General features: G+C 55.7%; 11 protein-coding genes. 7 read left to right on the forward strand and 4 right to left on the reverse strand.

Annotated features, from left to right (window positions below; translation table 11 throughout):
- Positions 1-13: 13 nt before the first annotated feature.
- The 3 genes from gatB to gatC form a co-directional block, all read right to left on the reverse strand.
- A complete protein-coding gene (gatB, locus tag HZS80_RS00375; RefSeq protein ID WP_035566383.1) occupies positions 14-1,468 on the reverse strand; it encodes an Asp-tRNA(Asn)/Glu-tRNA(Gln) amidotransferase subunit GatB in 1,455 nt (484 codons plus the stop codon).
- Positions 1,468-2,928, reverse strand: coding sequence for an Asp-tRNA(Asn)/Glu-tRNA(Gln) amidotransferase subunit GatA (gene gatA, locus HZS80_RS00380; RefSeq protein ID WP_179914808.1), 1,461 nt, complete (start codon positions 2,926-2,928; stop codon positions 1,468-1,470). The genes gatB and gatA overlap by 1 nt, the downstream gene beginning before the upstream one ends.
- 71 nt (positions 2,929-2,999) lie before the next feature.
- Entirely contained in the window at positions 3,000-3,287 is a 288-nt protein-coding gene (gene gatC, locus HZS80_RS00385) for an Asp-tRNA(Asn)/Glu-tRNA(Gln) amidotransferase subunit GatC (protein ID WP_008958637.1), read from the reverse strand.
- A 228-nt stretch (positions 3,288-3,515) separates the two neighbouring features.
- Here gatC and HZS80_RS00390 point away from each other — a divergent pair, with 228 nt between their 5' ends.
- The 7 genes from HZS80_RS00390 to tldD all read left to right on the forward strand — a co-directional run bounded on the left by HZS80_RS00390 (position 3,516) and on the right by tldD (position 13,410).
- Complete coding sequence (locus HZS80_RS00390) at positions 3,516-4,553, forward strand: rod shape-determining protein (protein WP_008958638.1); 1,038 nt, start codon at positions 3,516-3,518, stop codon at positions 4,551-4,553.
- A gap of 25 nt (positions 4,554-4,578) precedes the next feature.
- Positions 4,579-5,508, forward strand: a complete 930-nt coding sequence (gene mreC, locus HZS80_RS00395) for a rod shape-determining protein MreC (RefSeq protein WP_035566376.1) — start codon at positions 4,579-4,581, stop codon at positions 5,506-5,508.
- Positions 5,508-5,996 (forward strand): rod shape-determining protein MreD, encoded by a 489-nt coding sequence (gene mreD / locus HZS80_RS00400; protein ID WP_008958640.1) that lies wholly within the window; start codon positions 5,508-5,510, stop codon positions 5,994-5,996. Before mreC ends, mreD begins: the two co-directional genes overlap by 1 nt.
- Complete coding sequence (locus HZS80_RS00405) at positions 5,993-6,574, forward strand: Maf family protein (protein ID WP_179914809.1); 582 nt, start codon at positions 5,993-5,995, stop codon at positions 6,572-6,574. The genes mreD and HZS80_RS00405 overlap by 4 nt, the downstream gene beginning before the upstream one ends.
- Positions 6,575-6,641: 67 nt before the next feature.
- Positions 6,642-8,105, forward strand: a complete 1,464-nt coding sequence (gene rng / locus HZS80_RS00410) for a ribonuclease G (RefSeq protein ID WP_176303076.1) — start codon at positions 6,642-6,644, stop codon at positions 8,103-8,105.
- A 2-nt stretch (positions 8,106-8,107) separates the two neighbouring features.
- Positions 8,108-11,962: a YhdP family phospholipid transporter gene (locus HZS80_RS00415; RefSeq protein WP_179914810.1), complete on the forward strand. Its 3,855-nt coding sequence runs from the start codon at positions 8,108-8,110 to the stop codon at positions 11,960-11,962.
- Positions 11,959-13,410 carry a metalloprotease TldD gene (gene tldD, locus HZS80_RS00420; protein ID WP_179914811.1) on the forward strand — a complete coding sequence of 484 codons (1,452 nt, stop codon included), beginning with the start codon at positions 11,959-11,961 and terminating at the stop codon, positions 13,408-13,410. The genes HZS80_RS00415 and tldD overlap by 4 nt, the downstream gene beginning before the upstream one ends.
- A gap of 37 nt (positions 13,411-13,447) precedes the next feature.
- Here the strand turns inward: tldD and yjgA are convergent, their stop codons facing one another.
- Positions 13,448-13,969 carry a ribosome biogenesis factor YjgA gene (yjgA, locus tag HZS80_RS00425; protein WP_008958645.1) on the reverse strand — a complete coding sequence of 174 codons (522 nt, stop codon included), beginning with the start codon at positions 13,967-13,969 and terminating at the stop codon, positions 13,448-13,450.
- Between the last annotated feature and the right edge of the window lie 43 nt (positions 13,970-14,012).

Consider the following 14,012-nt stretch of genomic DNA (forward strand, 5'->3'; position numbering starts at 1 on the left):
GATAAAATTACCGTTACAACAGCGCGTCGAGCTTCTCTTTTAGCAAGCCATTCACCTGTTGCGGATTGGCGGTGCCACGCGATGCTTTCATTACCTGACCGACAAAGTAACCGATCATTTTGCCGCGTTTTTCCGGCTCCGAATCACGATACTGGGCGACCTGGGCGGGACTGTCGGCGATCACTTGATCAATCATCGCTTCAATCGCGCCAGTATCCGTTACTTGTTTGAGCCCTTTAGCATCAATAATATCGTCGGCGGACTCGCCCTGGCCATTCCATAGCGCCTGGAAAACCTCTTTTGCCGCTTTGCCGTTGATGGTGTCGTCCAGCACGCGACTGATCAGCTCGCCTAGCTGGCGCGCCGAAATCGGGCTGTTGGCAATGCTCAGGTTTTCGCGATTAAGGGCGCCGGAAAGCTCGCCCTGTACCCAGTTAGCCGACTGTTTGGCATCGCCACACTCGTTATGCACGGCCTCAAAAAACTCGGCCATATCGCGGCTGGCTGAAATGACATTAGCGTCATAAGCAGAGAGGCCCAGCTCGTTTTGGAAGCGTTCGCGCTTATCGGCAGGCAGTTCAGGCAACTGGCTGCGTAAGTGATCCAAGTAGGCTTGATCAAGCACTACCGGCAGCAGGTCAGGGCAGGGGAAGTAGCGATAGTCGTTGGCTTCTTCCTTGGTGCGCATGCTGCGGGTTTCATCGCGATCTGGGTCGAATAGGCGCGTTTCTTGAATCACGCTGCCGCCATCTTCGATCAGTTCAATCTGCCGCTCAACTTCAAACGCAATCGCACGTTCGACGAAGCGGAAAGAGTTAACGTTTTTAATCTCTGCGCGCGTCCCAAAGGCTTCCTGGCCAGTGGGGCGTACTGAAACGTTAACGTCGCAACGCATTGAGCCTTCCGCCATATTGCCGTCAGAAATGCCCAGGTAGGTGACGATCGAGTGAATCGCCTTGAGATACGCCGCGGCCTCTTTCGCGCTACGCATATCGGGCTCTGAAACGATTTCCAGCAGCGGTGTGCCCGCCCGGTTCAGGTCAATGCCGGTCATGCCATGAAAATCTTCATGCAGCGACTTGCCGGCATCCTCTTCAAGATGAGCATGGTGAATGCGGATACACTTGGTGCTGCCATCTTCCAGGGTAATCTCAATGTCGCCAGGCCCCACGATGGGGTGGTGCATCTGGCTGGTCTGATAGCCCTTGGGTAGGTCGGGGTAAAAGTAATTCTTACGGTCAAACACCGACACTTCAGCGATATTCGCATGTACTGCCAAGCCGAACTGGACGGCCATCGCCACCGCCTGTTCGTTAAGCACCGGCAATGCGCCGGGCAGGCCTAAATCGACCGCGCACGCTTGGGTATTAGGCTCAGCACCAAACGCCGTTGAGGCACCGGAGAAAATTTTTGAACGCGTTGCGAGCTGAACGTGGACTTCAAGCCCAATCACGGTTTCCCATTGCATTAGGCGTACTCCTCGGCAAAGGCAGGACGTTGTAGGTGCCAATCGGTCGCTTTTTGAAACTGGTGAGCGACATTCAGCAACTGCGCTTCGGCAAAGTGGGTGCCAAGAATTTGCAGCCCCACCGGTCGACCATTGGAAAAGCCAGCCGGTACGCTGATGCCGGGGATGCCCGCCAGATTCACCGCGATGGTGTAGATGTCCTGAAGGTACATTGATACGGGATCTTTTTTAGCGCCTAGGTCGAAAGCTGGCGTGGGAGAGGCCGGGCCCATCAGCACATCCACATCTTCAAAGGCGTCTAGGAAGTCCTGGCGGATCAGGCGGCGTACTTTTTGCGCCTTGGTGTAGTAGGCGTCAAAGAAACCTTCCGACAGCGTGTGGGTGCCGATCAGGATGCGCCGCTTGACCTCTTCACCGAAGCCTTCAGCCCGCGAGCGGGTATACAGATCAATCAAATCGTGGGGATTGTCGCAGCGATGGCCAAAGCGCACACCGTCGTAGCGCGACAGGTTCGAAGAGGCTTCGGCAGGGGCGATAACGTAGTAAGCCGGAATCGCAAAGTGGGTGTGCGGCAAGCTGACCTCGCGCACCGTCGCGCCCAGGGATTCGTACACTTTCACTGCTTCGCGGACGGCCTTTTCAACATCGGGATCTAAGCCATCGCCAAAATATTCTTTAGGTAGGCCAATCTTTAAGCCTGAGAGCGGGGCGTTAAGGCTTTCCACATAATCCGGTACGCCGCGGGTGACGCTGGTGGAGTCGCGTCCATCGTGACCGGCAATAACGCCCAGCAGGTGTGCGCAATCTTCGGCGCTGCGCGCCATGGGGCCTGCCTGATCAAGGCTTGAAGCGTAGGCAATAATGCCAAAGCGTGAAACACGGCCGTAAGTAGGCTTTAAACCAGTGATGCCGCAAAACGCCGCCGGTTGGCGGATGGAGCCGCCGGTATCGGTGCCCATGGCGGCAGGTACCAAGCCAGCCGCGACCGCTGCCGCGCTGCCGCCGGAGCTGCCGCCCGGCACCGCGGTCAAATCCCAAGGGTTTTTGACCGGGCCGTAGTAGCTGTTTTCGTTGGACGAGCCCATGGCGAACTCATCCATATTGGTTTTGCCCAGACTAATCGTGCCCGCTGCGTTCAGCTTTTCAACGACGGTGGCATTGTAGGGGGCGATAAAATTATCCAGCATTTTTGAGCCGCAACTGGTTTTTACATCGCGAGTACAAAAAATATCTTTAAGGGCCAGAGGAATGCCTACCAGCGGCCCTGCAGTGCCCGCCGCCCGGGCGTTATCGGCTATTTCAGCATGCTTCAGCGCTTGCTCAGCGGTCACGCTGATAAAACTGTTCAATTTGCCGTCAGCTTTTTCAATGCGCTGCAAATAGTGAGCGGTCAGCTCTCGGCTTGAGAACTCGCCGCTTTTTAAGGCAGCAGCGAGTTGCGTTAATGTTTTCTCATACATGACCCGGAAGCTCCGTTCAGGGGCGAAAAAAAGAGGCGGTGTGGGTGGCTCGGGTTAGCTCGGCAACGTTATTATTCAACGACGCGGGGCACCAGATACAAGCCGTTTTCCACTGCCGGAGCACAGCGCTGAAAAGTGTCGCGCTGGTTAGACTCGGTGACTTCATCGGCGCGCAGTCGCTGGGTCGCATCTAAGGGATGGGCGAGCGGCTTAACACCTTCAGTATCAAGGCTTTGTAGCTGATCGACCATGTCCAGAATCCGGCTTAGGTCTTCTACAAAGCCGCTGGCTTGGTCATCGCTGACGGCGAGTCGGGCCAAGTGAGCGGCCCGGCGCACATGAGATTCTTCAAGCGCCATGATCGATATTCCTCGTAAACGTAATTGAACAATATCCGCTTTAAGCGGTATACATACCGATATCAAAAAAACGTCTTGTGTCGCAGACGTGGAAAATAGCCGCAAAAGGTACCACATATTGGCCTTAACGGGCAGTATTAGGCACGACTCGTGCTTGCTGCCAGGGGGTTGCGGTGATACCGTTTGCATCCGCACAGGGTTCCCGGTCTGCACTAGGTAACAACATCCATGTTTAAACGTTTAAGGGGGCTGTTTTCCAGCGATCTATCGATTGATCTGGGTACGGCCAACACACTGATTTATGTACGCGGTCGCGGCATCGTGCTTGATGAGCCGTCCGTGGTTGCTATCCGTCAGTCAGGCAATATGCGCAGCGTCGCGGCAGTCGGTACTGATGCCAAGCGAATGCTGGGGCGTACGCCTGGCAATATTACGGCAATTCGGCCTATGAAAGATGGGGTGATTGCCGACTTCACCGTCACCGAGCAGATGCTTCAGCACTTTATCCGCAAAGTGCACCAGAGCACCTTTTTAACCCCCAGCCCACGTGTGCTGGTATGCGTTCCTTGCATGTCAACGCAAGTCGAACGTCGGGCGATTCGTGAGTCAGCGGAAGGTGCTGGTGCTCGCGAGGTGTTCTTGATTGAAGAACCCATGGCCGCGGCTATTGGTGCGGGTCTTCCGGTTGATGAAGCGCAAGGGTCGATGGTGGTCGATATCGGTGGTGGTACCACTGAAATCGCGATTATTTCACTTAATGGCGTGGTCTATTCCGAGTCTATCCGGGTGGGCGGCGACCGCTTTGATGAAGCGATCACCGCTTACGTGCGTCGTCACTACGGTAGCTTGATTGGTGAAGCGACGGCTGAGCGCATCAAAGAAGAGATCGGCTGCGCCTACCCAGGGGGTGAGCTACGTGAAATTGATGTGCGTGGCCGTAATCTGGCTGAAGGTATCCCGCGTAGCTTTACGCTCAATTCCCACGAAATCCTGGAAGCATTGCAGGAAACGCTGGGTTCCATTGTGGCTGCGATCAAAAGCGCGCTTGAACAGTCGCCCCCCGAGTTGGCGTCCGACATCGCCGAGCGTGGTTTGGTGTTAACGGGTGGCGGTGCTTTGTTGCGCGATCTGGATAAACTCATTGCTGAAGAGACAGGTTTGCCGGTGATTGTGGCGGAAGATCCGTTGACCTGCGTTGCTCGTGGCGGTGGTAAAGCGCTGGAAATGATTGATCAGCACACCTTTGAGTTGCTGTCGAGCGACTAATCGCAGCGGTTAATTGCAGGGGGGATTGCCTATTAAACCGCTGTTTTCGCACGGGCCACTGCCGGGCTATCGGCTGTTTTTTTGCGTGTTGGCTGCCAGTGCTTTGATGTTTGTTGATCAGCGTTTCACGCGTATGGAACAAGTGCGTGCGCAACTGTCGACAGTTGTTGCCCCTGTCCAATGGGTGGTTAGCGTGCCTAGCGACCTGTTGAATTGGGGGTCGCTGGCGCTTTCTGATCAACAGGCACTGGTGGATGAAAACCGGCGTTTGCGTGAGCAGATTCTTACCCTTTCCCATCGTGGTCAGCGAATGGCGAATTTAACAGCGGAAAACAGTGAGCTGCGCGAATTGCTGAGGGCCGCTGAACGTCGTGATATTCCTTATATCACGGCGGAGCTTTTATCGCTGGATAATGACCCTTTTAGTCATCAAATGGTGGTCAACCGTGGGCACCGTAACGGCGCCTACGTGGGGCAACCGGTTATCGATGCCTCTGGTTTAGTGGGTCAAATTACCGCTGTCTCTGCCTACTCCAGTCGCGTTCTGCTATTGGCGGATGCCAGTCATGCCTTGCCGGTCCAGCTAAACCGTAATGGGTTACGCTTTATTGTTCAGGGGGCTGGGCGTTACAGCAGTGTTAATGTGATGCATGTCCCCGATACGGCGGATATTCGTGAGGGTGACTTGCTAACCACTTCAGGGCTAGCGGGGCGTTTCCCGCCGGGGTACCCCGTCGCACGCGTAACAGAGGTTTTCCACGACCCTGGACAGCCCTTTGCGCGTGTAACGGCCGAGCCCATGGCGCAGTTACAACGCTCGCGCCACTTCTTGCTGCTTTTCCCGCCTCCGCGTGTGGAAGTGGAACAGCATGCGTGGGATGAAACGCTGAATATCTCGGCAGAGGCGTTACGCTCCTCGCTACGGCTTGCTAATCCCGATCAAGAGGTGCCCTGATGGCGCGTGCACCGGTTGTGCCTATTTTAGCTATTTGGCTAAGCCTGCTATTGGCGTTATGTTTGCAAGTCATGCCGCTGGCCGATGGCTGGCAGGTATATCGGCCTGAATGGCTGGGACTTATGCTAATTTACTGGTGTATGCGAGCTCCCGACAGAGTCGGCGTTTTTCATGGCTTTGTACTAGGCATTTTGATGGATTTAATCGAAGGCACCGCGCTTGGGCAGCATGCTCTCATCTATTCGCTCTTAGCGTTCCTTTGTGCATTGGTGTACCCACGCTTCCGGGCTTATTCACTGGTACAACAGTCGGCTCTCGTGTTGGTGTTGCTCGGCTTAGTGCAGCTCGTCGCGCAGTGGCTGCGCACCATCGTGGGTGATTTTTCGATTCACCTGGCCTTTTTAATTCCCTCGCTGATTAGTGCATTTTTATGGCCGTGGCTGTCTACCATGTTCCAAGCATTTGAGCGTCGGTTGGCCGCTTCATGACTGCACCTGTCTTATGCTTAGCGTCTGCCTCACCACGCCGTCGGGCCTTGCTGGAATCTATTGGTGTGTCGGTTACGGTTCACCCCTGTGATATTGATGAGACACCGCTGGTTGGTGAGTCGGCCCAAGCGTATGTACAGCGCTTAGCGATTGCCAAAGCCAAGGCGGCATCCCCCCTAACTGACTTACCTACGTTAGGGTCAGATACCGCTGTCGTCGTTGATGGGCGAATTCTAGGTAAACCGGTGGATGCCGAGCAGGGGGCTGATATGCTGCGGCTGCTTTCCGGTAGGCAGCATGAAGTGCTGACCGCCGTGGCGGTGAGTGGGCCTGAAGGTATGCTCTCCTGCTGCGTGACCACCCAGGTGACCATGCGAGAAATAGAAGCACATGAGATTGCTGCCTACTGGCGTACCGGCGAGCCCGCTGATAAGGCAGGTGGGTACGCCATACAGGGATTAGCAGCGATCTTTGTAAAACAGATTCATGGCAGTCATTCGGCGGTGGTAGGGCTACCACTGTTTGAGACGGCACACTTGCTACGTCGACAGGGAGTCCCCATCTGGCAGCGCGTTTAACTCCCCTTGGATGAGAGCGCCGCCTAGATCGCTGGCAAGGAATACGTCAACCAACAAGGAATTTTGCATGAGCGGTGAAGTTCTCATCAATTTAACGCCAATGGAAACCCGCGTCGCGCTGGTTGAAAATGGTGTTTTGCAAGAGGCACTGATCGAGCGTTCCCGTCGGCGTGGCATCGTGGGCAATATCTACAAAGGCAAAGTAGTGCGTGTGCTGCCTGGAATGCAGGCTGCCTTTGTTGATATTGGCCTGGAGCGGGCGGCGTTTATTCATGCCCATGAAGTGATGCCGCCAGGTACGCCTCCAGATGAGCAGCAAACTATCGGTCAGTTGCTTCACGAGGGGCAGGCGCTGGTGGTGCAGGCCACTAAAGATCCTATTGGTAGCAAAGGGGCGCGCTTAACCACGCACCTTTCGATCCCTTCCCGTTATTTGGTCTACATGCCGGACTCGCCGCACCATGGCGTATCGCAGCGCATTGAAGATGAGCGTGAACGCGAGCGCTTAAAGGCATTGCTGGATAGCAGCGTGGCAGAGCAAACGCTGGAAGTAACGGGTGGCTTTATTGTTCGCACCGCCGCTGAAGGGGTGGGCGATGAAGAACTGAAAGGTGATATGTATTTCTTGCTGCGTCTATGGCGCAAGGTGAGTGAGCGTAAAGTTACCGCAACGCCACAAAGCGTTATTTATGATGATTTACCGCTCTTTATGCGTACCCTGCGCGACGTTATGCGCGACGATATCGAAAAAGTGCGTATCGACTCACGAGAAAACTTCGTCAAGCTGGTGGAATTCGCTGAAGAGTTTATGCCGGATGCGGTCGAACGTATTGAGTATTACCCCGGCGAGCGCCCTATCTTTGATCTCTACAGCGTCGAAGATGAGATCCAGAAAGCGTTAGGCCGTAAGGTACAGCTCAAGTCTGGCGGCTATTTGGTTATTGACCCCACTGAGGCTATGACCACCATCGATGTGAATACCGGTGGTTATGTGGGGCATCGCAATCTTGAAGAGACTATTTTCAAGACCAATCTTGAAGCAGCGACGGCGATTGCCCGCCAGCTTCGGCTGCGTAATCTGGGCGGCATTATCATTATCGACTTTATCGATATGATTGACGTTGAGCATCAGCGGCAGGTATTGCGGGTGCTGGAAAAAGCCTTAGAGCGCGATCACGCCAAAACCAAGTGTACCGGCGTCACTGAACTAGGCCTTGTTCAACTTACTCGTAAGCGTACCCGGGAAAGTTTGGAGCAGACGCTCTGTGAAGCCTGCCCCACCTGCAGTGGCCGTGGAACGCTGAAAACCCCGGAAACGGTCTGCTATGAAATCTTTCGCGAGATTCTCCGAGAGGAGCGCGCCTACAGTGCCGAAACTTACATGGTGCTTGCCTCGCAGTCCGTCGTTGATCGTCTATTGGATGAGGAGTCAGCTGCGGTAGCAGATCTGGAGACATTTATTAATAAAACGATCCGCTTCCAGGTTGAACAGCACTACTCCCAAGAGCAGTACGATATCGTACTGATGTAATCATGCAGACTCGTTCGCTAGTGCGTTGGAGTTTAGTGATAGCGGCCTGGCTGCTAGGCAGCACCGCTATGTTGCTGCTATTGCTCCGCTTGGCCTTCAGTCAATCCGACGCTCTTACCCCCCGCATTGAAGCGCTGCTTGAAGCGCGTATTGGCGTGCCGGTCACTATTGAGCGGTTATCGCTTTCCTTCGCCCGGAGCGACCTGCTGTTAAGCCTTGATGGGTTGAGCGCAGAAACGCCCGATGGCCAAGCACTGTTTTCCCTGGACCATGCGGGGCTGCGTTTGGATACTTGGGCATCACTTGTCAATAGGGCGCCGATTTTTAGCGACGCACGCATAAGCGGAACCGAGTTTCATCTCTATCAAGGCACGGGAGCTTCTTGGCAATGGCCTGAGCCTGCCGAGTTGCCGCTATTAATGGCGGCTGAGCCGGATGTCGATCTGGCCGCTATTGATGACTGGGCCGGGCTCATATTACGCCAGCGTCTGTGGGTAGATGACACCCGCGTGGTGCTGCATGGTATGCACGACACCGTGATGTTACATGCGGAGACACTGCTGCTGACTGGCGATGAGCGGCGCACACGGCTGGAAGGCGCGATCAATATTGCGGAATCTTTACAGCAAGCGCGCAAGGTTGCCCTTCCCGCGGCTGAAATGAAGGTTGAGATGCAGCCCGGTCAACATGGCTTTAGCGACTTTTCTGCCGCACTGCAGCTGGATATTCAGCTTGACCAATTGGTAGTGCTGGCCGCTATGTTCCGTCCTGATCATGCCGCCTATTTAGAGCAGGCCGGGGGGAGTGCGCGGCTATGGGGCCGCTGGAGCGCTGGGCGTCTTGAGGAGGCCCGTGTTGCCGTCGATGTGCCCCAGTTAACCCTTCGCCATAATGTTCAGTACGCGGTGCTAAGGGATATTGAAGCGAATGGCTTATGGCAGCGTGACGGCGACGGAGGCGAGGCATGGCTGAGTGGTGACGCTGATAGTGTCGAGTGGGCGCAACCCCTCGGGGGCAGCGTTGGCCCGGCCTTGCCGCGATACTGGCACGCCACCCATCAACCAGGGAGGTGGGAAGTTCGCACCAGTGCCTTTGAACTCGCCTCGCTGACAGCCTGGCGCGATTATGTATTGCTACCTGAGTCAGTAACGCGAGTATTGCAAACCCTTGCCCCCCGCGGGCAAGTCCAGGGATTGCACGTTGGGCAGCAAGAGGGCCGCTGGGGAGTCGATGCGGCCCTAACCGGTGTCGAGGTCTCGCCTTGGCAGCAGGCCCCTGGCGGCGGCCCGTTGGATGCCTGGGTGCAGGCGCGGGATTTTCGTGGCCGTGTACTGTTTAGCAGCGACGGCGACAGTACCCTCTATTTCCCCGAGTTTTTTACCGCTCCCATGCAGTTAAGACGTGCCGAAGGGGAAGTGGAGTGGGTATACGATGGTCCCAATACCATGGTGAGTGGCAAGAACCTCAGCGTTGACTGGGATGGCGCCCAGGTGTCGGGTGGTTTTGGTTTAGTCACCGGTAATCAGCGTGGCCATTTTGGCTTAGATCTAGATTTTAGTGAGGTGGACGCGCTAGACCGACCGCTGGCTCAGTGGTTGCCGCTTAGCGTGATGGATGAAGGGCTACGCGATTGGCTGCTCAACGATATCGGTGGCTATGTCACCGAGGGGGCGTTACAGCTAAGCCAACCCTTAGGAGAAACGGTAACCGCTGAGGATTTTACCGCCACACTTGCGCTGGAAATTACACAAGGCCATTTGCCGATTGCGCCAGGCTGGCCACGTCTTGATGACGTTGAAGGCCGTCTAAAATGGCAAAATAAGGTGTTAGAGGCTGAAGTTGAACATGCCCAAAGCCATGGTGTGACTGCTTCAGAGGGTGAAGTGGTAATGGAGAATGAGATACTTAATCTATCGGGCCAGCTGCAGGCGGATGGTTCAGCGTTAACGACCTTTTTACAGGCGATGCCCGATATTGATCTTTCCCCACTGAGTGATTTGCGCGTAACGGGCGATGTTAATGGCGATATTGCCTTGTCGCTACCGCTGGAAACGCCTGATGCGCTGCAACTGGAAATTAACGCCTTGCCACGCTTCTCCGAAGTGGTTTACCAGCCGTTGGATTTACGGCTTCAGTCGGTCCAGGGTGACCTCGCTTGGCTGCAGGACGGAGAGAGCAGCGGGCTGGTGGGTGACGCCAGTGGCCAATTGCTAGGCGGGCAAATAGCCGCAGATATTCACACCCAAGACGACAGAATAGAGCTGCAGGGTAATGTAGCGACCTCGGCACTTTTTGAGCTTGCTGGATTAAATGACAGCCAAGGGCGCCTGCCGTTAGAAGGACAGCTACAGTGGCAAGGCAATGTCAGCTTAATGCCCACGCCAACCCTGCGCCTTGAAAGCCGTCTACTCGGTGTCACCAGCCATTTACCGGCACCCTTTGCCAAGTCGGCCCAGCAGCCATGGCCCTGGAGTGTGACGGCTGACATTGAAGCTGGACGGATCCAAAGCCGTTTGGCTGATATTGCTTCCGCACGACTTCAGCAGCGTAACGGCTCTCTTGCCGGGTCGCTATATCTAGGCAATGAGGCAGCGCGCACGCACGCTTGGCCTACTCAGGCTGGATTTAGCATTGATGCCGATGTGCCACGTATTGACCCGCTGGCTTGGCAGCAGACGATTGCACCATTAATGGCAGAAGGCGCGTCTACGCCCAGCAATGGTAACGGCCAGGTGCCCTTAACAGTAGCGTTATCGACACCCTGCGTGGTTTATCAAGATGAGTGTTTAGGCAGCCTTAGTGCCACCGGTGGCATGAACGGTGACCTCATCGATATGGATTTAAGCGGTAATCTTGTGACCGGGCGCTTACAGTACAATGCGCAATCGCCGCAGCCCTTGGATATGACGATTGAAGCGTTGTCACTTGATCGTTTGCTGGCGTTAGCTAACAAGCAACATGACAGTGATGCGCCTACGCCAGACTCCTGGATGCAAGCGGTTAAAACCCAGCGCCAGGCGCCAGCCGCCATTCCCGATTGGCTGGCCGATGTGCCTAATGGGCGATTGCGATTATCCGAAATTTCCATGGGGCCACGCCGTTTCGGTCCGTTGACGGCCTACTGGCAAACCGATGGAGAGCGCTTTTCGCTCACTCCGGTTGGGTTGACCCTTGGCCAGCTCTCAGCGCGAGGCGAGTTGTACTGGGAGGGTAATGCCTCTTCCAGCCACACCCGTGCGGATATCTCAATTCAAGGTGGGGATATCGGCACCGCCCTTGAGCGCCTAGACCAGCCTGTGGCCATGCGCAGCCGCAGCACCGATGTGGTGGCCTCGCTGGATTGGCCAGGCGCCCCCTGGCAACTTGCGTTAAGGCATGCCGATGGCTATATCAGCACCGACATTCGTGACGGCAGCTTCGTCACCCTGGAATCGGCACCGGCGCGGTTAATCGGCTTGCTCAATTTCGATAACATCTTACGACGGCTGCGCTTGGATTTTTCTGACGTTACCGGCCAGGGCACTGCATTTGACCGGGTAAACGGTACCGCCGATGTAACCGGTGGACTGCTAACACTTCGCGGCCCATTGCAAATTGACGCCCCGGCCACCACCCTAACGCTAACAGGCAACGTCGATCTTGTAACGCGTGAACTTGACCAGCGGCTTGGCGTCACACTACCAGTGACGCAAAGTTTGCCGATCGCGGCCATTGCCGTTGGTGCGCCCATCGTCGGCGGCGCGCTATTTCTCGCCGATCAACTGTTTGGCGACGCCCTTGATCGCGCCACAACGCTTCATTATCGCGTGCGAGGCCCATGGACTTCGCCGCAGGTTACTTTAGAAGGCCCCCAATGACCGCATATAAAAGTGATGTAGATACCGCTGCAGCCATCCTGTTGACTCCCGGAGGGTTGGATTTAGACGCTCTGGAAACAGGGTTGGGCTACGCCATGGGCGCGGGTATTGACTACGCCGACCTTTATTTCCAGCGGACTTGGCAAGAGGGCTGGGTGCTGGAAGATAGCGAGGTAAAAGAGGCCAGTTATAATATCGATGGTGGTGTCGGCGTGCGTTCGCTGGCGGGTGAGAAGACTGGTTTTGCCTACTCCAACCAAATTACCGCCAATGCATTGATGGATACCGGCCGCACCGCGGCTGGCATTGTGCGCAGTGGTAAGCGCTTGCCTGGGCAACTGGTTAGTCCGGTGTCCGCCATGTCGCGCTATGCAGGGATTGATCCCTTGGCTGGCCTGAGTGCTGAAGAGAAAGTCGCCATGCTGAAACAGGCTGACCGTGTGGCGCGTGCTGCCGACCCCAGTATTAGTCAGGTAAGTGCCTCCTTATCGGGCACCTATGAAGTGGTGTTGGTGCGGGCTAGTGACGGCACGTTGGCGGCCGATATCCGCCCGCTGGTGCGCTTCAATGTCAGCGTGATTGCAGTTAAGAATGGGCGTCGCGAACGCGGCAGCGCCGGTGGCGGCGGTCGTTACTCCATGGCTAAACTGCGTGATGATCAAGTGGCGGAGCAGTACGCCAAAGAGGCGGTGCGTCAGGCGTTGGTTAACCTGGAAGCCATTGATGCACCCGCAGGGCAAATGCCTGTGGTGTTGGCATCCGGCTGGCCGGGAATCTTGCTGCATGAAGCGGTAGGGCACGGCCTTGAAGGTGATTTCAATCGTAAAGGCAGTTCCGCCTTTGCTGGCAAGATGGGCGAGCGTGTGGCCGCTAAAGGCGTCACCATTGTCGACGATGCGACGATATCGGATAGCCGTGGCTCAATGAGCGTGGATGACGAAGGGACGCCGGGTCAGTATACGCCGCTTATTGAAGACGGCATTTTAACAGGCTATATGCAGGATAAGCTCAATGCCCGATTAATGGGCATGGCGCCCACAGGAAACGCGCGGCGTGAATCTTTCGCCCACTTGCCGATGCCACGCATGACCAACACGGTCATGCTGGCTGGTCAGGATGAGCCTAGCGATATTATCAAAAGCGTTAAGCGCGGTATTTACGCGGTCAGCTTTGGCGGCGGCCAGGTGGATATTACCTCGGGTAAATTCGTGTTCTCCGCCAGCGAAGCCTACCTGATTGAAGACGGCAAGGTGACCGCGCCTGTTAAAGGGGCCACTTTAATCGGCAATGGTCCGGAAGCCATGCAGCGCGTTTCCATGATTGGCCACGACATGGCGTTGGACACCGGGATTGGTGTGTGTGGTAAAGAGGGGCAGGGCGTGCCGGTCGGTGTCGGCCAGCCCACCCTGAAATTGGATGAGCTGACCGTTGGCGGCACGCAGTCTTAAAAAGCTTTTTTCAAGAACTGCTTTTAAAGCGCCTGTTTTAAAGCGCTAAGGTTTCGCGAAGGTGTTTGAAGAGCTTACGCGAGCTGGTCGGTGGTTTGCCCTGCTCGCGTTCGCGCTGGGCGTTGCGAATTAATTGACGCAGCGTTTGGCGGTCCGCATCGGGATGCTCCGCCATGAACAGGTCAACAGCATCATCGCCTTCGTCAATTAAGCGTTCACGCCATTTTTCGAGACGGTGAAACGCGTGGTCGCGCTGTTCCTGCTCTTGATCAATGGAATCGAACACGCCTTGGATGGCGGCGAGGTCCTCTTTACGGATAAGTTTGCCGACGTACTGCATATGGCGGCGGCGGCCTTCATGAGAACGAATCCGCGAGGTTTCCTCGATAGCACGCAGCATATCGTCAGAAAGGGGGAAGCGGGCGCGCTCTGCCGGTCGCATGGCGATTAACGTTTCCCCAAGTGCCTGTAAGGCATGCATTTCGCGTTTGAGTTGCGACTTGCTTGGGCGTTCTTCCTGCTCTTCAACTTCAACGGGGTCGGGACGTTGCTTACGCATAGTGTGGCTCACAGATAAAATTCGTTGCGGCATTATACCAGCT

The organism is Vreelandella glaciei (genome assembly GCF_013415125.1).
Classification (GTDB): domain Bacteria; phylum Pseudomonadota; class Gammaproteobacteria; order Pseudomonadales; family Halomonadaceae; genus Vreelandella; species Vreelandella glaciei.

Coding starts and splice junctions, on each gene's coding strand:
- rng (WP_176303076.1), top strand. CDS start 6,642: ATGAGCGGTGAAGTTCTCATCAATTTAACGCCAATGGAAACCCGCGTC.
- HZS80_RS00390 (WP_008958638.1), top strand. CDS start 3,516: ATGTTTAAACGTTTAAGGGGGCTGTTTTCCAGCGATCTATCGATTGAT.
- gatC (WP_008958637.1), bottom strand. CDS start 3,287: ATGGCGCTTGAAGAATCTCATGTGCGCCGGGCCGCTCACTTGGCCCGA.
- yjgA (WP_008958645.1), bottom strand. CDS start 13,969: ATGCGTAAGCAACGTCCCGACCCCGTTGAAGTTGAAGAGCAGGAAGAA.
- tldD (WP_179914811.1), top strand. CDS start 11,959: ATGACCGCATATAAAAGTGATGTAGATACCGCTGCAGCCATCCTGTTG.
- HZS80_RS00415 (WP_179914810.1), top strand. CDS start 8,108: ATGCAGACTCGTTCGCTAGTGCGTTGGAGTTTAGTGATAGCGGCCTGG.
- HZS80_RS00405 (WP_179914809.1), top strand. CDS start 5,993: ATGACTGCACCTGTCTTATGCTTAGCGTCTGCCTCACCACGCCGTCGG.
- gatB (WP_035566383.1), bottom strand. CDS start 1,468: ATGCAATGGGAAACCGTGATTGGGCTTGAAGTCCACGTTCAGCTCGCA.
- mreD (WP_008958640.1), top strand. CDS start 5,508: ATGGCGCGTGCACCGGTTGTGCCTATTTTAGCTATTTGGCTAAGCCTG.
- gatA (WP_179914808.1), bottom strand. CDS start 2,928: ATGTATGAGAAAACATTAACGCAACTCGCTGCTGCCTTAAAAAGCGGC.